Here is a 22229-nt window from a genome sequence, read left to right on the forward strand (position 1 = left end):
ACACAAAAAATGAAAATTATTGTAACCGGTTCACTGGGTAATATCAGCAAACCACTAACAGAGATCTTAGTCAAAAATGGTCACGAAGTCACTGTGATCAGCAGTAAAGCTGAAAAAAAGAATGCCATCGCGGCTCTGGGCGCTAAAGCAGCCATCGGCTCCTTTGAGGACATCAAGTTTCTTACCGAAACTTTCAAAGGTGCTGATGCCGTTTATGTTATGGAAGCAAACGACGTAAGCCAATTCTTTAATCCCGAATTTGACGCTATTGCCTATAACATCCAGATCGCAAAGAACTACAAGGAAGCAATTGCGGCATCCGGAGTAGAAAAAGTGATTCACCTCAGCTGCATAGGTGGCCACACCGATAAAGGCGTAGGCCTGGTTGCGCTGCACCATGGCGCAGAAACAGCATTGAACGAGCTGCCCGCAAATGTGCAGATCAAATTTATGCGCCCGGTAGGTTTCTATTATAACTTACTGCAATTCATCCCTGCCATTAAAGGCCATGGAATGATCTTCGCCAACTACGGCGGCGATGAAAAAGAACCAATGGCGGCCGTACAGGACATCGCAGACACCATAGCTGAAGAATTTGATAAACCGTTCACCGGCCGTACCGTTCAATACATTGCAAGTGACGAAGTTTCGATGAAAGATGTCGCTAAAGAAATAGGCAAAGCCATCGGCATACCGGATATGCCATGGGTACAAGTGCCTGACCAGGACTTTTATAATACCCTTTTGGGTTTCGGAATGAGCCCGCAGGGAGCACATGCCTTTACAGAACTGAATACCGCAAGGCGCACCGGGTTGATGTACGAAGACTACATCAACCATAAACCCCAGCTTGGGAAAGTGAAAATTGCAGACTACGCAAAAGAATTCGCTGCAATTTACAACCACCAATAATCACAAAAACAATGGAAGCTGCTAAATTGATCATTGTCGAAGTCGTCTATTCCACAACATCCAGGGTAATAATATGAACTCTCGACCCGGAACAGCCATCCCCATGATGCTCCGTCAGATGAAGGGTAATATCCGCTTCGATCCAACCAAATGTTAAACAAAATCGACCTTACACGATCGTGGCGTATATGATTGAATATTACGAATTTAGTTCAGCGACCCGCCCTAAATCTGCCAGGAAGCGGTTCCGGGTAGAATTGCATCCCTGATAAAGGAAGGTTTAAGATATATTGAATTTTATAAGATTCTTAAGTCGCTGAATATCCATCAAACTCTCTAAAAACTGGTTCGAAATTTGTCCAGTCAACCCGACAGAAATTTACGAGCCCTTTCAAGTCATTGGATTTGAAGGGGCTTTTGGGTTCGAAATATACTTGTTGAAAATGGAAAGTCACGCTTTATGGTTCGAATAAAGAGAGTTCTGATAACAATACCTCTTGGGAAGTTGAGATAAGATGACTAACAGGATGTATGAATACTAATCGTCTATATCATAGAACAGCGGTTCTCCATCCCACAGTGTATATAATTTTTGTTGCCCCCAAAATGTAACAATCCCGTTTGAATCAATTTCTTTCCGTGCCCGGAAAACGTGCTCCTTTGTCTTAAAATTCAAAACAGAAGCATCCATTCGTGGTATTTCATATCCTTTGTGATTATATGGCGGATCGATATAACGAACCGGTTTACCCGAAATATCCATTAACAACGATACATGCGGGGTATCTTTTAAGACGATTGCGAATTGATTGGTGACAGTATTATACCCTGTTTGTGCAACAACAGCCTTTCCAATAAGCCCCTTTGATGAAGAATCATTTAAAATATTTAGAATGTAACTATCCTGAATAGTTTCACTTTTATCCCTAATAATACGAGTAGATATCTTGCTGCACCACTCTGCTACGTTGGTCGAATCAGCTAAAACAAGCCTACCTCTCTGTTTCTCTGCAAAATTCCGAGCTTGTGGAAGATATCTTGAGGTTGTTACAAATAATCCTCTATTTGCCTTTTCTTCTTCAACGATCATACTCAGGGCGGCCACTGCATCAAATTTGATCGGCAAGTTATCTTTATATTTTTTTACTTGTACCAATGTTACTATTTGGTCGATTTCATCTTTTTGGTACAAGGTGACATCAATCCCTTTCTTCTAGAACACTATCATCCATACTACTTTTAGTTATATTGTATTTAAATTTAGTAAAATATTTAGTAATAATATTGACTTCCAACTGTAGTTATCGCATGGCTTTCGTTGTCAAATAAAATAGCAAAGAAGTCTCTTACTTGGATGACTTTCGCAAACGATTCGAAAAATTTTAGTAAATTTGCTAAAGTGAAGGATACAATATATCATATTGGAATTGAGATAGATAGGCTTACGAATAGCATGACAAACACCATCTCCGGCGATAGTTTTCCCACGGAAATTTTGCCATTGACAAAGGCCGATTTAAAAAGTATTACCAGAAAAAGCGGATGGAAATTTAATTGGAAGTCGGAAATTGCATTAGATGACAGAGACGTATTTAAACTAACTATCGAAGGAAACCCTCATATTGTGCAGGGCCTGATTAGCCTGACCGATATGAATGACCATATCTTTCTTTGGCTAATAGAAAGTGCCCCTTTCAACCTCGGAAAGCCAAAGCTCTATGAAGGAGTTCCTGGAAACTTGGTTGCGTTTGCCTGTAAGAAGTCAAAAGACAAAGGATATGAGGGGTGCATATCTTTTACATCCAAGACCAAATTGATTGGACATTATGAAAAAACACTTGGCGCAGTACATCTCGGAAATCACCGCATGATAATTTATCCGAATGCTGCAGAAAAATTAATAACTCGATACTTTAATACAAAATAAAATGGGATACATTAAAGAACCTAAAGGGGTAGATTTTGTAATAGAACCCATCCCTTTAACACTGGAAGATCAGCAGATGATCAGCAAGGCTATTGCCTTGTATAAAGCCACTGGCAAAATAACAAAAGCTCCAAGACGCAAAAAAATACGTAATACAGGTAAGAAAGTCAAGAGCTGATCTTATTTATTAGTACATAGCATATGTTTAAGTTGTTGAATTGCTGCCAAATCTTCTAAAAACCGGTTCCGGGTAGAGCGGTTCGTTGCCTCCCCGCTCCCCCACAGACCCGTGCGAGCAAAACGGATAAGAAAACTGTCGCCTTTCAGTAGCGGCTGTATTTGCCTGAAGAACCATTCATCCAACACATAGTGCAGATAAATGTTACTAATCAGTGGGGAGATCGTTCCCCTGGCGGAGTACCCTCAGTCGGATATATAAGCTGTCCGTTATCCAATACGCCGGCTTTGAGCCATTTGTCGATCATCTTTCTAATCACACCATCTTTTATCCTAAGGTCAAGGAACTCACGTAAACATTGGTGGTTAATACTCCCGAAGTAGTTTTGCATATCAGCATCTATAATATTGCGATTGCCTTTCCAACTTACCTGACTGCTTAATTCTTCCAATGCCTGGTGTTGTGATTTTCCCGGTCTGAACCCATACGAGCCGGGATAGAACATATCCTCATACACCAGTTGCAACACCCTGGTCACCGCCGTTTGCAGCAGCTTATCTTCTACCGTAGGCAGGCCCAGTGGCCGAAGTTTCCCGTCCCCTTTGGGTATATGAACCCGCAGGATGTTAGGTGCCCGGTAATTGCCGCTTTTAAAAGCGGTTAACAACTGAGGGATTCTTGTTTCCCGTTGTTTGTGATAGTCCATTCACGTTTCTGCATCCACGCCAGTGGCTCCCTTTTTGTTCAAGGAGTCAAAGCTTGATCGCAGTAATGGCTCATCAATGAACTCATGCAGGTTCGTAAGTGCTTCAAACCGGTATTTCCTGGCCCGTTCTGCTATCTGCATCTCTACTGTTAACATCTTTTCCATGTATCTGGTACATTTGGATGTTTCTAAAATGCAATTCCGTAAACAGGCATCCCCCTTCCTTACTAAGTGGCTTTCATGGAACTGATTTTCCACCCTTCTATCAGTACTATGGGGATGCTAAGACTGCCTCCGCCCTTCTCTTTACCTGCGATTTCTCTCGGTCAGGATACCGTTCTTATCTACTGTTCCTTTCAGATAGAGTTGTCAAAAAGCAATAGCAACATCTAGTTAGCTTTTGCAATTCTATTGAATTTCACCTAACTTACCAAGCTGACGGATCACGGACTCCAGCATTTCGCCAAGCCTGGACCGTTAGCGATACCTTAAACAACCAACTATCCATAAATGAAACTATTGCTACCATCACTTCTGTTTCTATGTTCTTTCACTCAGACACAAGACAGAATCGTATTTAAAACCCGCTCCGGCGATAAGATAATCGTGTCAAATGACATTATTCATTATAGTGGCAACCCGGTAAGTAAGACAATAGAAGCAATCGTTTATAACAGCAAATACAACAGACTTATTGAACAGAACTCCAGGATTCTGTTATTTCTGGAAATTGATGGTCGCCCGAACTACAACACGATAAAAGCCTTTGATCTTAAAAAGCTAAAAGCAACGGAGCTTGCTGAAGTTGTTTATAATGACAAAACACAAGGAATTGGGTCAGCACCATTCACCGATATGGACGGAGATGGTAAAATGGAGTTCGGGGGCTTTGACCTTACAGAATGGTATGACTCAAAAGATTCGATATATTATAATCCATCACAATATTATGAAATTAGCGATGGCAAAGTAAAGTTCGATTCATCACTTACCAGGAAGATGGATATAAAAGTAAATGGCGTTTACTTATCAAAGCCATTGGATAAGGACAGAAATTGTTGTGTAGTGATTAAAAAGCCTAAAACGAAAAGTATTCGTTGACAATTAATTCCCTTATTAATACCAGATCTGATCATCTTACTGTAATCATCAGTCGGTAAGAATGAAACAAAGTTAAATGCTAATTGATAGCGCTCGTATGACTTATCAAGATCGTTTATATCTTTATAGCATTGGGCTATGTTTAAATACAGTGATGGATAAACTGTTTTAATTTCTGTGCTTCCTATACTGAGTGCATGATTCAATGCGGTTTCATTCCATTTCAGTTTAACTGCAAAAGTGCTTTGGTGTTGGCAATATAATGAGCAACTATAAATTTTTCAACGTCAGTTATGACAATACTGTTTTCCGGATCGAATTGCATCATAATATGATTGTTAAAATTTATTTTTTCCGAAGAATCTTTCTGCTTTTCTGAATTTCAGTTCAATGGCGATGTTTCCCTGTTTATCCATATAACCAGCGTATACAACACCGTCTTTTACTTCTTCTATGTTAATCAGGCCATATGCATACTGCGGATAGTCCTGTGAGAAGTATAGTCCTTGCCCATCTGTAATCCGAACAGGGCGTGTTTGGAATTTATAATCAACTACAGTATTATGATTTTCATCAATCACTCCCCAAAGATTATCCTTCTTTGCAATGGCCAAGCCCTCTGAAAAATTAATTAATTCATCCGCAGGATTATACGTGCTGAACGGAATTGGGGAGTGGGGACCTTTATATTCTCCCATAGGCACTATCAATATTCCTTCATCATTAATGATGCCTCTTTCCCCATCTTCATTTTCTACAATTAATTGCCCATTAATGAATGCTTCATCATAAGTATATGCCGCATCACTTTTATAAAATTGTATTGCTGACTTTATTTTCCCCTGTAAGTCCATTAATCCAAATGAAGTTGTCTGTGTATGGTAATCTGCCCATCCAAATGCGATCAGCTTTTCGGACATTATTTCCATATAGGTGTATTTGTGAGGGAGCGTACTTATTATGTTACCGGTCATATCTATCAGTAATCTTTTTTTGTGTGCTTCCACAAAAGCCAACCCATGAGTGAAATGGGATAAGTTATGGTATTGGTTTTTTAATACCCAGTCTCCCTGTGTATTAATGATGCCCCATTTGCTGTTTTCTTTCACCATACAAGTATTTTTATGAAATATCTTCACCTGGCTGAATCTGTATGGTATTGCCAGTTCTCCATTTGTATTGATGAAACCCCATTTTTTATTTTTGCTCACAGCGGCAAATCCATTATGAAAATTATCTGCTGCTCCAAAGGAAAAATCAGTGATAAGATCTCCATCCATATTCATGAAACCGAACTGCCCGTTTAACATGGCTTTATATCCTTTTTCCTTACCATACCGGCCGGGGGATATCTTTTCCAGTTTTACAAAGCCTTCTGACCATGAATGAATGTCTTCAAAAACAGGTTCCAGTACATTGTTGCCCTGAAGATCAATCATCCCCCATTTTTTTCCATCCGGCGATACCCTTGCAAAAGCTTTCATAGTATTAAAATATGATAATATACAATCTAATATAATTTAATCTGTAGAACAAGTATTGACCACAGGATAGTTTTATCGTTTTTGCTAATACAAAAATATTTAATAAGGAAGTAAGAACTCCTTCTGGTATTCTTGCCAGTTATTTGACTTATGAGTAGACTGAGCCAAATAAAACAATTTAAATGTGGCGGAAAAAAGGTAAGCACTGAATTTGCATAAATGCCGTTAAAATAAATAGAATGTGTCTCATAATATTATGCCTAACGGTTCAGCATTGCAGAATCCGTGGTATTAGAATTCCTGTCAGCCGATAACTGAAGCCAAATTGAAATACAAAAGTTGAAGATAAAAATAATAGTTCAATATTAAGAGTGTATTATATTCACAAACTGGTAAAACATTCCTTATAACAGGATAATATTACAAACAATAGCACACCCTCAGCAGTCGCTGTCTACGCTTCGTGCAGGCATTACTGCCTACTACGCAAGACTCGCTTCCGGTGGTTGACTAAACCTTACCGCACAGGATTGGATACCTGTCGGGTTGTGTTGAAGTGTTTCATTTTCCTAAATCCCCACTTCACGGGTTTTGCACAGTGCGATAAACATTTGTCCAGTTGTTCCGACCCAAATGGACAGAACGGCTTTTATGCCGTCCTGTTTTTCTTTATACTGATTTAAGCCTTTAAATGGAAAACAGGAAAGATTTCGATGTTTACAATGGAATTGGAATAGTACGATTAAGAGTAAGGTGTTCGTTAGTTCGTGTGCCCGTTTGTGCTTAATTTTGCATTCTAAGTTCTATATTATTTCTGCTGCTCAAACATGTCTTGCAAAACGTTTTCTCTAACGTTATAGCTAAAGTGACGTTCCTGGCTCCGCGGAAATGTTGTTTGATCTCCTTGCACTTGTTCTATATGCTTTTCCCTATTGATCCTTATACAAGATTGCCGGTTATCTTATGCCAGATTCGGTGATAAGCCGGTATTTCTCCCACCAATCTGCCTGCGAAATTGCACTGTAATGCCACTGAAGAGTGGCATTACAGTGGCATTCTGGTGGCATTACAGTGGCATTATTACCGGGGAAACGATATAGATGGAACGAATCTGACCAGAACCAGATAAGGGAATGTCTCGGGTTTGCGCCGGGTCTTGTTCGGGATTTGTTTTGCTTTTCCCGAAGAAAACCCGGCGTTTCCCTTAGGGAGACCCAAAGAAATCCCGAACAATGATGGGTTCAAACCCAGCAGATTTCAGGAACAAAATCGAAGACAAATACAACTAATTCAAACAATTGGGAGGTATTTTTCCGTTAGAAGGATTTACAGGCAAAGAACAAGACCTAAGCTATAACGTTAGAGAAAACGATTAGCATGCCGTTCCGTTGAGGAGTGTTATTTTTTATAGATCGTGGAAGCATGGAGGTTTTAAATCGATTTAGATTTTGAAAGGCATGTTAGTTAGTTCATACCTGTTTTAAGGATCCCCTTCTGGGAGGGACCAGAGGTGGGTTTAGACATTGAATGTGTAACGCAACTATAAAAAGGCGTAAAACACAAAGTTAAGCTCTAACGAGCTAATATATTTCAGCAAAATTACACTTTCCAATTATGTTGTAAAGTAGCCTGCCTTTTCCAGTTTTCAATTTATCGGATTTCCATTTAACTAAATGTATTATTGATAAAAAGGAACAAACCCACCCCTACCCCTCCCAGGAGGGGATTTCTATGCTTACGGCTTATAGCTTACAACTGAATTCCTGTCAGGCGGTTCTACGCCAAAGAACTTTCTTACAAAGAAATCCCGCTTCCTCAGACGGCCGTACGGTCCACCATCACTATGGCCCATACCGGGAACCACCAGCAGATCGAATACCTTACCCGCCCTGATAAGGGCACTGGCAAAACGAAAGGTTGACTCTGGCGGCACATTGTTATCGGCCTCCCCTACAATCAATAATAACGACCCCTGCAGTTTGCCGGCATTGGTGATATTGCTTTGCGCGGCATAATGCGGCCCAACGGGATAACCCATCCATTGTTCATTCCACCATTGTTTGTCGATGCGGTTATCGTGACAACCACAGGCCGATACTGCCGCTTTATAAAACTCAGGATGAAACAACAAGGCACCGGCTGAGTTTTGTCCGCCCGCAGAAGTGCCGTACAACCCCACCCGTGACGTGTCTATATAAGCATATTTTTGGGCGAGGGCTTTTATCCAAAGGATCCGGTCGGGTAAACCGGCATCGGCCAGGTTCTGCCAGCACACATCGTGAAAAGCCTTGGAACGATTGGCCGTACCCATACCATCACATTGTACAACTATAAAACCCAATGCAGCCATGGATTGCATCTCCCCATAATTCATAAAACGTTTTGGAACAAACGCATCCTGCGGACCGGCATAAATATTCTCGATAACGGGATATTTTTTAGTACTGTCGAAATTGGGCGGACGGCAAACAATACCCCAGATATCGGTAATACCATCGCGGCCTTTCGCCACAAATACTTCGGGCATGCGGATGCCCAGGCTTTGATAAGCGGTTATATCAGCCCGTTCTATTATGGAGATGAGTTTCCCATCTGTTGTTCTTCGCAATTCGGTGACTGCAGGCAGATCGGGCCGGGAATAATTATCGAGAAAGAATTGCCGGCCGGGCGAAAAGCTGCACTGATGACTGGCATTGGCAGGCGTGAGCGAAACCAGGTGCCGGCCATCGAACCCGATGCGGTAATAATGAATATTGTACGGATCTTCCCCCGTGTTCATACCACTGGCCTGAAACCAGATCACGCGTTTTACTTCATCAACACTATCCACTTTTCGCACCACCCAGTTGCCGTGCGTAATAACGTTTTTAACGCTGCCCTTTACCGCATCTACCAGGTACAAATGATTATAACCATCTTTCTCACTGCTCCAGATGATCTCATTGGTAGCAGCCGTATACCAGGTAAAGATGCGGCTTTCGTAAATAAAGGTATTCGTTTGCTGATCGATGAGATTACGTGTAAAACCGGTATTCACATTTACTTCAATGATGCGATAGCGCTGGTGACCGCGGTCTGCTTTCTCAAAGGTAAAAAAGGTATTGTCGTTAGTGCGCCAATGCACCCAGGGATAGTCGAGGAAATTATACAGTTCTGTTGCAGCCTTCACCAGCTTTTTGTCGGCTATGTTCAGGGTGTACAGCACATAGCCGGTAAATGGATCACCGGGCTGCGCATACTCGTGCGACTGTAAAATGCCCCGTGAGGAAGTGTCTACGGATGACAGCACATAATATACCGGCTTTTCAGCCACAGGGTAGCTGTGAAAAACAACCAGGTGTTTGCTATCGGGCGACCATTGGATATGTCCGTACGGGTTAGTGGTGTCACCGTCAAAAGAACATTGCCTTGTTTCACCGCCTGCCACCGCGCGCAGAAAGATATTTCCAGCCTGTATAGTAGCGATCCATTGTTTATCAGGCGAAGTACTATCGGAGGGGCGCTGACGGATCCAGCGGCTTTTGATGCCGCCAGTGATGATGCCATTGTCGTTGGTAGTGCTATATTGGGTGCTATCGGCCAGTTTTGTTTTGGCGCCCGTACGGGCTTCCACATACCAGTATTCTTTTGAACTATCGGCCAGGGTATTGCGGTACCAGAAACCTTTGTTATCGGGTTGCCAGTGGGCCCTTACATTTCCCTTTAATACCGCATTTTTGGCCAGTGAATCGAGGCGGATGGCGTTTTCATAAGCGGCGAGCACTTCCGTGCGGGCAGGTTGATAAGGCGGTAGTGACTGCGACCGGGCAGTATATATACCGGTGATAAGGAGAAGCCAAAGCAGGGGCCTGTGCATATGGTTAATTTTGGTGCTTCCACTAAAATTAACGCAACGGGGCTGGGTGGGGATTAATAAGACTAACTTATTGTTTACCGATATTGACCGGTTTAAACAATAACAAGAACTATTGATGTAAAAGTTAATCAATGGAGCATTGCCAAATATTCTGAACAACCAAACAGGTACAGGAACACCGAATACCGAACCTGACAAAACCTTTGAAAAGGCGATAGACATTATCAGATCAAACCCATAAAAAGGGGTAATCTCGTTTTGTCATTTTATACGTAACTTTAATAGGTCAATTTCACAATCCGCGCCAGGGGGAATTTTAAAACGCTTTTTTAAAACAACATTCAGGAACTTCTTTAACGCCTCATGCAAGTATAGATAGCAGGACTTTTCAGACATGGATAATTTCCCACAAAATAAAACCTATCCTCACCACAATCGATCCCTGGAAAATAATTGACACCATTTACAGCAATCGCAGAATTCCGAATAGATCCTGACAATGAAAACAGCAAAGAATAATCAATTCATTGCTAACATATAAACCTTTAAATTATGACTACTTTTCTTAAAACAATCAGGAATACTATCAAACATTGGTACATTCCACTGATAGTGGGGCTGTTATTTATAGCCCTGGGTATTTATATACTTACCTTTCCAATAAAAACTTATTTAACCCTGACGGCATTTTTTACGATTTCTTTTATTGTTACAGGCCTGTTGGAAATATACTTTTCTATTGTAAATCAAAAAGTGATTGACGACTGGGGCTGGCATTTAGCAGGAGGAATCCTAAGTGTGCTGATTGGCATTTTATTGATAGCGTATCCTGAAATTCCTATTACTACGCTGCCTTTTGTGATTGGGTTTAGTTTATTGTTCAGGTCATTTCAGGGTTTGGGGCTGGCTTTTGACCTGAAAAATTATGGCATTTTAAATTGGGGTAACCTGGCGTTGGCAAGCACTATTGGAATTATCTTTTCATTAATCTTACTGGGGCACCCCGTATTTACAGCCATTTCCTTAGTGACAATTACGGCATTAACTTTTATTTGGGTTGGGATTTCAGGTATCATACTGGCCTTTAATATGAAGAAATTAAAAAATCTGCCTAACCAATTAAGTAATGACCTGAAATATAGAATAGAGCAATTAGAAAGGGAATATAATCAACAAATACATTCACCTAAAACTACAGCACACGCTGTTTAATCATTTTAAATAAGCACTTGTGAATTTTATGAGAGATGACCCTGGGGCATTCAAGAAAAAGCCGCCCCGAGAGGCGGCCAAGTATTTTTTCATTAATCTATCTCCTAAACTATTCTGTTAAAAATTATACCCTACCCTGAACTTAATAGGCTGGGTGCGTGGTACCTGCTGGTAGCTCAGGAAATCGAACAACAATTGCAGTTTGGTCTTTTTGAAGAATTTGCTTTTTACGGAAACGATCTTACTGATACCAATGAGCCCGCTTTTTGACCAGGAGGAGATCTCGTTCCAGTGCATGACTGTATTTGTGTTTAAACTGTCGGAGCCGATAGGTTGATAATTGTATTCCAGTCCACCGCTGAGGTAAAAGCTGCCTTTCAGCTTTACGTCGATGTAGGACCGCAGGCCCATACCCTGATTAGTAATCTTAATGTGTTTGATATCCTGCCCCCACCCCATTTTATAGCTGGCGCCAACACCTATCGTATTTTTATCATTGAGCTTATACCCTACCGATAAACCAACATCGGTGGTAACAGGGAAGAAATTGTTCTTGGCTGTTTGCAGGTTGGTACCATATTCCAGCCGTTGCCAGAATGATTTGGTACGCTGGTTATTGGGTTTGAAATCGGGTATCTCCATATCGCCGCTGCCACTGCCGCCCAATTTGTTCAATTTATCCTTCAACGTGTTTAACTGTGATTGCGCGGCCTGCAGGTTTTGCTGCACCATTTGCTGGGCATTCGGGCCGCCGCTCGCGATCTGGTTTTGGATCTGCTGCTGCACCTGGGAGCGGGTTTGCAATCCGGCCAGGCTTTGTGGCGTACCGTAATTGTCAGGCAGGCGAAACAGACTGGCCAGTTCGCTGTTTTGCTTCATGAAGCTGCTAAAAGCCGGCAGTTTGTTCAGGAGCGACAGGCCTTTCTGTACCATTTTATCGGGATCGTTCAGCATGTCTTTATACTCCTTCAGCTGTGCGCTGTAGTAATAGGCTTCTTTCTGAAAACCGGCAAATTCATCGGTCAGTCCTTTGGGCAGGTTGGTGATCTGACTCAGCGATCCTTTTATCTGTTGTTTACGTTGTTGTATAAAGGCTTTTACCTGGTCGGCCTGTTGCAATTTCCCCTGGAGCTCATTGACCTGGGAAAGTGATCCCTTCACTTTGTCCTGCACTTCTTTCGACTGCGACAATACCCCGCTATTCTGCTGCAGAAAGGCCAGGCTGGTCTTTACAGAATCAACCATGGGCATATAGGTGCCGGAACCGCGTTTTACCGGGAGGCTGTCTTTATTGATACCGGCAATCATTTTATCATACTGCTCATCGATATTACCAAAGGTTTGCTCGGCTTTGGCAGAATCTGTCTTTGCCAGCTTGCGTTTCATCTTCTTTTCCTTTTTCTTCAGGCGCTCGAGGTATTTTTCGGTTTGTTTGGTCAACCGGTCTTCCAGGCTGGAATATTTGCTCTGGACCTTACTGAAAAACGTAGTAGGAAAATTAATGATCTTATCAACCACGGGTTCTTTTTCCTGAGCCTGGGAGCTATTGCAAAAAAGCAGGCTGAGACAAAGGAACGGTATTAGGAGTAAGATTTTTTTCATGTGGAGGCTTATTTTGGTTAAACCGGTTGGGATTATACGAATGTAAGACACGGTTTGCATCTAAAAAAGAAACATTAGTCCCAATTGGTAGACGTGCATTTTAGGCAATAAGTGTGTGGATTTGGGGGATGGGCGAACAGATTCGTCAGGTGAAAAGTGAATAAAACCAGCCCCTTTATTAAATGGGGCTAGTTCTATTCCAAATTCACTGGCTCTAACTGATAAAAAGCGATTAAACACTGTGCATTAAACAGGATTCTTCATATGTCCAATTTCCGGTTTCCTCACCATTATCCAGATATTCTTTGACAGGCTTATAATTAACATCAACAGGAACGTTAACTGCAATTATTTTTCTTTCCAGGAAGACTTCAGATTCGCAACCTAAATGAAGCAATTGCTTTCTTATTTCTTCAATAATTGAATCATTAAAAGGAAAAACTCTTATGGTACTATTACCGGAAACAGCTACAAAATCGTCGAAATAATAAGCATTATCTTCCGTGTCCAATTCAACTTTTATAGTATCCCCCAATGCTATTCGGTTAGCGATGAACGGAATATTATCTACAATATAGTATTCACCCTCTTCGGTACACCAAAGGCCTTCGGTTACAAAATGATCATCAACCTGTTGAACGAATAATACTTTAATGCTCTTGTCCATTGTTAATTATTACTTTTTTTAATATTACAAGTACGACATAAGGTTTGACCATTATCTGGCGTACCACTTCCATTTTTTGATTTCGCCGTTACATGATCAACATGAGCTTCATTGCTGGGAGGAGTAACTCCTGTCTTATGCTGTTTTGGATCTACTACTTCAACACCACATTTTTTACATTTCATCACTCCACCATTTTGCTCTTTATTAAGGTTATTCACGGCCTTTTTACCTGCACGTGTAAAGTCCTGGCCTGGTCGTTGTTTTTCACTTAACTTATTGGCTTTTTGTTGAGCCGGCGACGTACTTTGACTATTACCTGTACTTGAACTATTTGACTTGTTAACATTGACTCTTCCATTTTGAGAAGTCAGGTTACCTGCGCTTTTAGTTAATACAAAACCTCCATGAAGAAGCATTCCTCCGCCGATTGCTGCCGTAGGGCCAGTTACTTCTATAGAAAAACCTCCTGAACCAGCTGTAACGGCAACCGACGTTGATAATAACCCTCCCCCGGCAGTTCCTTCTCCGGCACCTTGCACTATTCCGGCTTCATCAGCTACATCTAAGGCCTTATTCCACGATTCAGCTACTTCAGGGTCTTCAATTATTCCACTTGACGCTACGAGACCTCTCAAATTAGAGCCCGGTAGGTTATTGTCAATCGTTCCTACTATCGCCCCACTTACGCTTGCAAATGCTTTCTTTAATCCCAGACAGCAACCATTTGCCTCGTCGCCTTCGTCTCCTAACGGGTCGCTATACCTTATCGGAGCATCATTCATGGCATTGTACGGAGATACACTCTCATAACCGTCTACCTTAGGATCTATCTGCCACCAACGTCCTAACTGGGGATCTAATTCGCGTAATTGAGCGTCATAGATATCAATTCCAAGCTCATTTACTAATTCAATTCCATTAAACTTTCTTTTATTTTCAGCATAATCACTTCCCTTTACCGCTTTACTACTTATCCCCGCCATCGTTAACCCAAACGGATAATAATGGGTCTCTTCCAGTAAAGGTCCCGTGTGATGTGTTACCTTCAGATCGTCAAAGAACACATCCCAGTTCTCGGTCTCATTGCTGACGTAAATATACAAATATCCGTTCTTAGTGATGTTGATGTCGTTTTCAAAGAGGGGAGTAACCGATTCGGCTGCCCCTACAGGCTTTGCACCGCTTTGCGGAAAGGTGTTTACATATTTGAACTGTTCGTCAACCAGCACCCAGTTCAGGTAAGCTTTTGGCTTACTGGGCAGGTCAATATTATTATCCTGGCGGAACCCTGTCAATGCGCCCTTCAGCGGACTGTTAACAGGATCACTTAAGTCTGCCAATGTTCCCTTTGCCACTCCTGATGCAGATACAACGCCACCAGCCAGCGAAGCAAGCACATCATTGAACAGGTCTACGGTTGGCTGGGTAGTTCCATTATGATACAACGACCGCACCGCTATATCCACTACATCGCCTGCCATTACTTTCAGTACAATGCCGGGTCCTTTCTTTTGGAAATTCCCATTCACATGGGCTACCGTCTCATTAGGATCTACTGCACCACCACCGGGAAAACCTGCTGTGCTGGCCGGATACTGGCTTGCATCCAGGTTACTGAATAACTGATTCTCCTGAGCACGGGCGCCGGTCTCCATGGTAGCCACATAAACATGGTCATCTTTTTGTTCGGTGAGCACCATGCGTACGTTACCCAAATGATCTTTTAAAAAGTAGTCGAACTCATAATGTGCCGCTATTCCGTCAGCAGCCGGTAAATACCGCAATCTCCCCTCCTCATGCGACAAAAACTGCAACTTATCGGTATAACCGAGGCTGGACAATTCGGATTTTTGATATGACTTTGTTTCATAAACAGCATCACCCAAATAGGTGGTGGTGGTAGTAACATCCCCAACGTATTGCTGGTTGTTATAAGTAGTGGAAACATTGTACTCCACAACTTTTTTCTGCAGTTTGTCTCCACCGGCATCATAGGTATAACTAATAAGTCCTTTATCTGTACCATCGTCGCCTTTCACGGCAATGATTTCGGGCAGGTTCAGGTGATTATAAGTGATAGCGCCACCCGAAGTCATAGCTTCATCAACAGTTACACCTGGTATTTTGATGCCTTTATTCTGATCTGCAACCAAATTCCCATTGGCATCGTACCCATAATCATTGCCACTGGTATTCTTATCATTAAAGTCGCCCAGTCCACTTCCTTTATCATCACTTACGGTCATGAGCTTATTACTCAACTCCCCTTTATAATAATGATAAGTAAGGTTATCGATCCAGGTACTGCCGGTTAATTTCAACCCCCATTGCTGCATACGAAGGATATTGCCATTGACATCATATGCTTTTGTGGGGTCAAGGGAGCCATCGCCCAACTTCATTGTGTAATCAACCTTGCTGTTATTCCACAAATGATCTTCGGCGTTTTGTTGCGTAAAATTGGCTTGCAATAACCGGTTGGCGTTATCATATATAAAATCGTACTTACGCCGGATATCATCGCCATCACTTTTCCATAACATACCGGTTATATTGCCATCATAAGCGCTTTGTGCAAACACCTGGCCGGCTTTATTGGTGGTTTTGTCATAACCCAATTCAAAACCAAACTTCCGGCCATCGGTTGTTTGTCCTTCAGTTGCCAGGTAATCGCGGTTAACCCCCAGGGCCCAGCCCTGAATATTATAATCGTACGTAAGCGTTTCCAATCCTCCACCATTGTCATAAGAAGGAGCCAGCTTTTTTGTTTTCAGTTGGCCTAACTCATTATAAGTAAGAGCTGAAAGCGGTTTATAAGCAGCGTTGCTGCCAACTGCCTTTTCAAGCAATGACAATCTGCCCAGATCATCATAGCTTTTCTTTGTGGCTACCTCTATAGCAGGATTACTTCCATTAACCTGATTTACATGATTTCTTACAACCTGACCTGAAAAATTGTATTGAATAGTGGCAACATCCAGCCCGCCTGTTATATTAATGCTTTGTGTTTGCACCACCCGCCCCTTGTCATCGTACAGGTTGACAGTTGATAAAAACTGGTTTGTGGTACCAACCACCTTTTCCCGGGTCCAGGTTGCAATTCCCTTAGTTAAGGAAGAACTACTTGATGGGAACCCATCTGCATTTTCTGAACTACCCGCATTCAGGTAAGCACTGTAGCCGCTTGCTTTAAAGGAAGACTGAAGTCCCGATGGAAGACCGTTATAGTTGTCGTAATGGGTCTCGGTAAGCAAATCATAATTACCTGTCGGATTGGGATAGTTGATGCTATTGTAGGCACTTGACAAGTGAGTAGTAAACGCGGTGTTATCTGTCCAGAACCCTGTTTCTATCGAGCGGTTAAGCTCATCATATTTTGTCACGATCCATTTCCCCAGTGGCCGCAGGTTGCCGTCTTGCGCCATCACCAACCTGTCCCGGGTATCATACACCATATATACTGCTTCAGCTCCCGGCACTTTCCGCATGGTCATTCTGCCTCTGGCATCATATTCATACCGAAAACACAGCTCATCCAGTAGACTGGCTGTTAGGCTCCAGTTTGTAGTTGGTTTGGCCAATTCCTCCACCGCCTTTGGCTGGATCACGCATCTTATTTGTCCAAGGTCATCATAAATATAATATGTACAAAGCCAGCCAGCACAATCTCGTCCTGTACCATCATCCTTAACGGCGTTCCCGTTGATATTGTCCAACAATTGCACCTTCTTCAGGATCACCTCCCCTTCCTTATCTGTAAACTCGATGACCTGGTTTCCTTTTTCATCTTCGGTTATATTTTTATAAAGCGTTCCTGCAGCATATACCCCATTGGTAGTTGGGGTACTATAAATCCCCCAATCTCCCAGTACGTCCTGCACATTCCAGATCCGCACCTGGTCTATGTCAGTGTTCGTCCAGTATTTTGCCTTGTCGCCATTGCCATCATGCACCCAGCTATTACCAGCCGCATAACTTCTGTCGACTCTATTCAATGGTGAGGACTCAAACTCTGTCTTTGAATAAAAGAACGTCTCCCCCTGTCCTTTTATGGGTGAAGTAAGAGCATTGCCATAAAAGTTGGCTTGCTGGTCCCATGGATCAAGTTTAAAGGAACCATTGTCAGCGTTTGAAGCAAAGGGAAGATACTTTCTGATCTCTCTTCCAAACTCGTCATATGTTTGTGCGTTCACCAGGTCAACCGGGAGGCTGCCTGTTGCCAAGACGCCCTGCCTTACGACAGTTTGAACAGGCCGGCCCAACCCATCCACATATTGGGTGGTCATCTTTACGTCTTTTAAGGGACGGCTTGTTAGCACATTAGGATCGGTGATGGGTGCGTTCGCTTCCCAGGTCCTAACATAGTTTACGGGACCTGTATAGTTGTCAGGTTTAACAGGTGTAGCATCCTGCGCATGAACTTGTGAAACTACAAATACACTGAGGAGTGCTATGAGTTTTAAAAATGCTGCTGGCCGGTACATGATGTTCGATTTATTGGTTGATGGCAATTATTTGTTTCCCTTTTAAAGCTTCTTTTATTGATGGTCATTAATCAAATGCAATGAAGTTTCCGGACGGCCCCTCTGTAAAGTATATTCCCGAGAAGGTTATGGACCCATAACCCGAACCCGTAGTGCCTGCCACTGAGTAGAAATGTGAACTACTACCCGAGTCATTCGGCAAAAACGTGACATCAAAAGTCCCGGCCGGAACCACAAACTGTACTTCATATCCACGAGGGACGTTCAAATAATAACTCTCCTCTTTTTCGTAATTATACAATATTATATCACAGTCACGCTCACCCTGATTCTGGAATGTAAGGTATGCATTGCGGTCTTCGCACGAACCCCAGCTATTAGCCTGCCATTGTCCGTTTTCATTTATATCGTCTTGAGCCAGTTGATTGGCTGCGGCCTTTGAAACAGTTGAACTGTATTTGCGTTCGGGAATCGTATAAGTATACGTAGTACCAGTGTATCCGGGCTCACAGTCGTTCTTGGTAAAGGGTTTACCCATTTCGTCGTTATACCACGTGCAATAGCCATTTGCGTTGGCATAGTTTTGACCATTCGCATTAATTTCGTCCTGCGCCATCTGGTTAGCGGCGTCAAGATTATAGGCAGCATACTTATTGGCAGGCACTGAGTAGGTAACACTAGAACCAAACCCTCCTTCAATACAATTATTCTTTGTAAATGGCTGGCTCTTTGCCACGTTATAGCTGGCGATCACACAGGTTCCGTTTTTATCCGCGTAAGCCTGTCCATTTGCATTGACATCATTTTGGGCAAGTGCATCTGCATTGGGACCAAAATAAGTATTGGCAGGAACGGTATAGGTAACCGGCGTACCGGCATTTCCGGTAGTACAGCCACTTCTGATAAAGGTTCCACTCTCTGCTGAATTTCCACTTAACGGACAGGATTCTGTCTGCCCTGCATAGTTGTAACAATATTTCTTTACAATATTATTATCCTTATCCCTGAGATGAATAAGCCGGCCAAACCCATCATACTCATAATAAGTGGTACGACCGTTGGCGTCTGTTGAGCCGGTCATCCCAACAAAAGGTTTGTACGTGTAGGTTTCAACTAAAGCACCGGGTATATTGCGAAGATTATTTAAATGTGTTCTAAGTGCCGCATCGTCGCCATTACCGGTGGCGCCGTCTAACACGCTTTGTGAGATGTATGAATTAGCAATATCATAAGTAGTGTTCAGGATCTTAGCCACCGGGTACCTTGACTGATACCCCCACAAATATATTTCCTTTACATTATTGGCTTTTTGCTGCTCCAGTATATGGCCCATGTTATCATACCGGTTAAATGTTGCAGTAACCTCCTGGGGATTATTACCGGTTTGATTTTCTACGGATTGAGGTACAAAGACATTTGAAGCAGGATTGTAATAGTTGGTGACTGTCTTTTTTGTTTGAACTCCATTAACGGTGGTTGTAGCTTCAATTACCGGAGAAATTATATTTCTCCCGTTCATGGTATTGTAAACCGGCACAGAGGTAAGATCGAATGGGTATTTATAAACTGTTTTTACCAACTCATTTTTACTGTTTACCCCTTCTTCACTTTTCAATAAACTATTTGTATGGTCATAATCAAAAGTTTTTTCCGTTTTGATCACTCCATTAGGGGTATACTCCTCGATTACACTATGAAGCAGTAACTGATTGCCGGTTCTGTAATTACGAAACCCGTAGCCATAAACACTGCAATCATAATTATGATAATCCCGGGCCGCGACATAATTATCAGTCTTCGTAGGCGCCCCGATCCCATCTGTTCTTGCCCACATAACATTAGTATGCAAATAAGTGGGCATATCCCAGGCTTCATCAAATGCCCATGAGCCATACTCATTAGACTCCTGTTTTATTAAATCATACTGATCATTCCCATTTATGGTTTTAGTATACTTATAAAATGCCTTGTTTCTCAACTCAGGTTTGGACCAGGCATACGCGGGATTTGAAAATTTTCGAGGCTCAAAATAATTCTGATGATCATTTACAATAAAATCTCCTAACCAGTCATCGCCTGTATCCCAACCATAGCTGCTCGTTGTCTTTTGTTTTGGAATTTCGTCTTCCAGGTAATATTCGTTAACGGCATCGTATTTCACCACGCCGTCTGAAAAATCAAAATGCACATAAGGATCAGCAAAATAATCACGGGTACGGTAACCGGCATACTCTCTGGTATTATCCGTATAATAAGCCTGCCAGAAACGCGCAACGTTACCTGTTGTCATCAGCAATTTAAGATAGGATGCCTTTTCAGGGTGTAAGTTACTGTTCAAATATCCCCTGCCATCTTCATAAGTTCCATACTTGTAGATCTTATGAATATTTTTACCTCCATTCCCAGGCTTCGAGATCACCTCTTTTATTCGCAATCCCGGGCCCTGCAGGATTGCCGGATTTGTAATTGGTGTGTAATAAGGCGTAAAATCATACTGGTTTCCTTCGTAAACAAATTCAGTTTCCCCGCCGGTAGGATACTTAATAGTCCTCAACATGCCCAGTTTTTTCGACTCCTCATCTCCATCCCTATTAATATTGGAAAAACCAACAGTTTTAAAAATCGGGTCTCCGCCCATAGATATTGTTGGTGAAACATATTCACTTCGATAAGGCAACAGATTATAAACACCGGAACTAAAGTATCCCCACCAATCTTTCATTATAACCGAAGCCTGACGGCCATAAGTCTGCGGCGTGTTTAAACCAGGCTCATAATAACTGAAATTATATTGCTCGTTGACCAGGTTTGGGTCTTCGCCATAAAAAGACAGATTATCCAGATAGGCGAGTTCAGCTTCCCCGGCATGTTTGGTAGTGGTGAATTTGACTTTTTTATAGGGCGTTGCTCCTTTATTAACAGTCATGTCGGTTAACCATCGATCATAAGCACCGCCGTATGCATAGTTAAATGCTACAGATCCACCATAAAACTGGATGCCGCTCACTGTTGGTACCGTAGTTGAATATGTCTTTGAATTGCTCACCGGATCATTTAGTTCAAAATGGTAAGTAACTATAAGACTTCTTAAATCATCTGCATAGTCATCAAGTCCCTCATTATCGCGAGATAAAGCGGAGGTGGAGGAACCATCCCTAAGCTGATCAAGAATATTCGCAGTTTGAGCAGAATACCTGATATCGGCGTTTTTGGTAATATAGGAAAGTGAAATCTCATCGGTACCATCACTTGAAATAACTTTTGTTAAATACCAGCCGGTAGGAAAACTGCCAATCCTCCCTTCATAACCGTCCCAATCCTCTGAGGTTTCAACGGCATTGACGGATGATGCATCTACCTTCCCAAAAACATATTTGGTGCCATCCACATCGGTTATATCGATACTTTCATAAAAACCTTTATCTCCGCCCCTATGCAATTCAATTTTAAGCGATTCAAAAGGAATGATCATCGGCACTTTTACCCCGTTCACATTCTTCAAAATAAAATGGCCCTGCTTGCCATTTGGCAAAGCATAACTGAAAAGATCAAACTCGGAGTCATATGTTGGCGCATAAGTTTGCGCCGGGGTCATCACGTAAGGGATCTTCCCATCCGGACACGCACTGTACAACTCCTCAAAGGAAGGCGTTGAATTAGTATAGAACTCATGAGGAGTCAAAAAATTCCATTCGTCCGGAGCTCCTTTCATGGTACGGGTTACCAGGCCGCCACAATTCAGGGTCCAACGCATACCCAACGTACCGTTCATTTCATCTGCCATTCTTCCCGATGCGTGAAAACTTATGGTAATGGGCATAGACAGTTTTCTTCCGGTAACCGTGTGAAGCGGAATGGTGATATTGGTCAGCCCGGCATAATCGCTCATTGGATAGTCCCCATACCGGGTGAAAGCCAGGGATTGGGGGGATGGCTGGATCACAGTAGGCATAATATAACTTGCCTGACCAACCGCTTTGGTAATAGCAAATATCAATAAGGGATAAAAGATAAATGGGAACCGCCTGGTTGCGTTCAACATATTATTTCAGTTTGCTTGAGATCGTAATTATGGTTGTTGTATTCGCTAAGGTTTT

15 protein-coding genes are annotated in these 22229 nt (G+C 42.3%); 5 read left to right on the top strand and 10 right to left on the bottom strand.

Going from position 1 to position 22229, the window contains the following annotated elements; translation table 11 throughout:
• The first annotated feature begins 9 nt into the window (after positions 1 to 9).
• The gene (locus BMX95_RS31480) at positions 10 to 912 is read left to right on the top strand and encodes an NmrA family NAD(P)-binding protein (protein WP_081201975.1); all 903 of its coding nucleotides are present in this window, start codon (positions 10 to 12) and stop codon (positions 910 to 912) included.
• Between the two features lie 46 nt (positions 913 to 958).
• Here BMX95_RS31480 and BMX95_RS35905 read toward each other — a convergent pair whose 3' ends face one another.
• The gene (locus BMX95_RS35905; protein ID WP_394334988.1) at positions 959 to 1054 is read right to left on the bottom strand and encodes a glyoxalase superfamily protein; all 96 of its coding nucleotides are present in this window, start codon (positions 1052 to 1054) and stop codon (positions 959 to 961) included.
• A gap of 396 nt (positions 1055 to 1450) precedes the next feature.
• Positions 1451 to 2116 (bottom strand): restriction endonuclease, encoded by a 666-nt coding sequence (locus BMX95_RS31485; protein ID WP_081201847.1) that lies wholly within the window; start codon positions 2114 to 2116, stop codon positions 1451 to 1453.
• A gap of 195 nt (positions 2117 to 2311) precedes the next feature.
• Here BMX95_RS31485 and BMX95_RS31490 point away from each other — a divergent pair, with 195 nt between their 5' ends.
• Both BMX95_RS31490 and BMX95_RS35160 read left to right on the top strand, forming a co-directional pair.
• A complete protein-coding gene (locus tag BMX95_RS31490) occupies positions 2312 to 2839 on the top strand; it encodes a hypothetical protein (RefSeq protein WP_207631631.1) in 528 nt (175 codons plus the stop codon).
• A 1-nt stretch (position 2840) separates the two neighbouring features.
• Positions 2841 to 3017 carry a hypothetical protein gene (locus BMX95_RS35160; protein ID WP_165758987.1) on the top strand — a complete coding sequence of 59 codons (177 nt, stop codon included), beginning with the start codon at positions 2841 to 2843 and terminating at the stop codon, positions 3015 to 3017.
• A gap of 211 nt (positions 3018 to 3228) precedes the next feature.
• Here the strand turns inward: BMX95_RS35160 and BMX95_RS31495 are convergent, their stop codons facing one another.
• Entirely contained in the window at positions 3229 to 3723 is a 495-nt protein-coding gene (locus BMX95_RS31495; RefSeq protein WP_081201849.1) for a reverse transcriptase domain-containing protein, read from the bottom strand.
• Positions 3724 to 3888: a hypothetical protein gene (locus BMX95_RS35165; protein WP_165758989.1), complete on the bottom strand. Its 165-nt coding sequence runs from the start codon at positions 3886 to 3888 to the stop codon at positions 3724 to 3726. It abuts the gene before it with no gap.
• A gap of 345 nt (positions 3889 to 4233) precedes the next feature.
• Between BMX95_RS35165 and BMX95_RS31500 the strand changes: the two genes are divergently transcribed.
• On the top strand, positions 4234 to 4824 hold the full coding sequence (locus tag BMX95_RS31500) for a hypothetical protein (protein WP_081201851.1): 591 nt from the start codon (positions 4234 to 4236) through the stop codon (positions 4822 to 4824).
• Between the two features lie 338 nt (positions 4825 to 5162).
• Here BMX95_RS31500 and BMX95_RS31505 read toward each other — a convergent pair whose 3' ends face one another.
• Positions 5163 to 6308, bottom strand: a complete 1146-nt coding sequence (locus BMX95_RS31505) for a WG repeat-containing protein (RefSeq protein WP_081201853.1) — start codon at positions 6306 to 6308, stop codon at positions 5163 to 5165.
• Between the two features lie 1735 nt (positions 6309 to 8043).
• On the bottom strand, positions 8044 to 10164 hold the full coding sequence (locus BMX95_RS31510) for a S9 family peptidase (protein WP_081201977.1): 2121 nt from the start codon (positions 10162 to 10164) through the stop codon (positions 8044 to 8046).
• A 612-nt stretch (positions 10165 to 10776) separates the two neighbouring features.
• Here BMX95_RS31510 and BMX95_RS31515 point away from each other — a divergent pair.
• On the top strand, positions 10777 to 11376 hold the full coding sequence (locus BMX95_RS31515) for an HdeD family acid-resistance protein (RefSeq protein ID WP_242673170.1): 600 nt from the start codon (positions 10777 to 10779) through the stop codon (positions 11374 to 11376).
• A gap of 117 nt (positions 11377 to 11493) precedes the next feature.
• Here the strand turns inward: BMX95_RS31515 and BMX95_RS31520 are convergent, their stop codons facing one another.
• The 4 genes from BMX95_RS31520 to BMX95_RS31535 form a co-directional block, all read right to left on the bottom strand.
• Entirely contained in the window at positions 11494 to 12978 is a 1485-nt protein-coding gene (locus BMX95_RS31520; protein ID WP_081201858.1) for a hypothetical protein, read from the bottom strand.
• 232 nt (positions 12979 to 13210) lie between these two features.
• Positions 13211 to 13645 carry a DUF4265 domain-containing protein gene (locus BMX95_RS31525; RefSeq protein WP_081201860.1) on the bottom strand — a complete coding sequence of 145 codons (435 nt, stop codon included), beginning with the start codon at positions 13643 to 13645 and terminating at the stop codon, positions 13211 to 13213.
• Positions 13646 to 13647: 2 nt separating this feature from the next.
• Positions 13648 to 18132, bottom strand: a complete 4485-nt coding sequence (locus BMX95_RS31530; RefSeq protein ID WP_081201862.1) for a DUF6443 domain-containing protein — start codon at positions 18130 to 18132, stop codon at positions 13648 to 13650.
• 67 nt (positions 18133 to 18199) lie between these two features.
• Entirely contained in the window at positions 18200 to 22174 is a 3975-nt protein-coding gene (locus BMX95_RS31535; protein WP_081201864.1) for a DUF5977 domain-containing protein, read from the bottom strand.
• Positions 22175 to 22229: the final 55 nt, after the last annotated feature.

The sequence above is a fragment of the Niastella yeongjuensis genome, assembly GCF_900110245.1.
In the GTDB taxonomy this organism is placed as follows: Bacteria; Bacteroidota; Bacteroidia; order Chitinophagales; family Chitinophagaceae; genus Niastella; species Niastella yeongjuensis.

Bases quoted from the DNA above. Each gene is read 5' to 3' on its own strand.
- BMX95_RS31480 (WP_081201975.1), top strand. From the start codon at position 10: ATGAAAATTATTGTAACCGGTTCACTGGGTAATATCAGCAAACCACTA.
- BMX95_RS35160 (WP_165758987.1), top strand. From the start codon at position 2,841: ATGGGATACATTAAAGAACCTAAAGGGGTAGATTTTGTAATAGAACCC.
- BMX95_RS31495 (WP_081201849.1), bottom strand. From the start codon at position 3,723: ATGGACTATCACAAACAACGGGAAACAAGAATCCCTCAGTTGTTAACC.
- BMX95_RS35165 (WP_165758989.1), bottom strand. From the start codon at position 3,888: ATGGAAAAGATGTTAACAGTAGAGATGCAGATAGCAGAACGGGCCAGG.
- BMX95_RS31500 (WP_081201851.1), top strand. From the start codon at position 4,234: ATGAAACTATTGCTACCATCACTTCTGTTTCTATGTTCTTTCACTCAG.
- BMX95_RS31505 (WP_081201853.1), bottom strand. From the start codon at position 6,308: ATGAAAGCTTTTGCAAGGGTATCGCCGGATGGAAAAAAATGGGGGATG.
- BMX95_RS31510 (WP_081201977.1), bottom strand. From the start codon at position 10,164: ATGCACAGGCCCCTGCTTTGGCTTCTCCTTATCACCGGTATATATACT.
- BMX95_RS31520 (WP_081201858.1), bottom strand. From the start codon at position 12,978: ATGAAAAAAATCTTACTCCTAATACCGTTCCTTTGTCTCAGCCTGCTT.
- BMX95_RS31525 (WP_081201860.1), bottom strand. From the start codon at position 13,645: ATGGACAAGAGCATTAAAGTATTATTCGTTCAACAGGTTGATGATCAT.
- BMX95_RS31530 (WP_081201862.1), bottom strand. From the start codon at position 18,132: ATGTACCGGCCAGCAGCATTTTTAAAACTCATAGCACTCCTCAGTGTA.
- BMX95_RS31535 (WP_081201864.1), bottom strand. From the start codon at position 22,174: ATGTTGAACGCAACCAGGCGGTTCCCATTTATCTTTTATCCCTTATTG.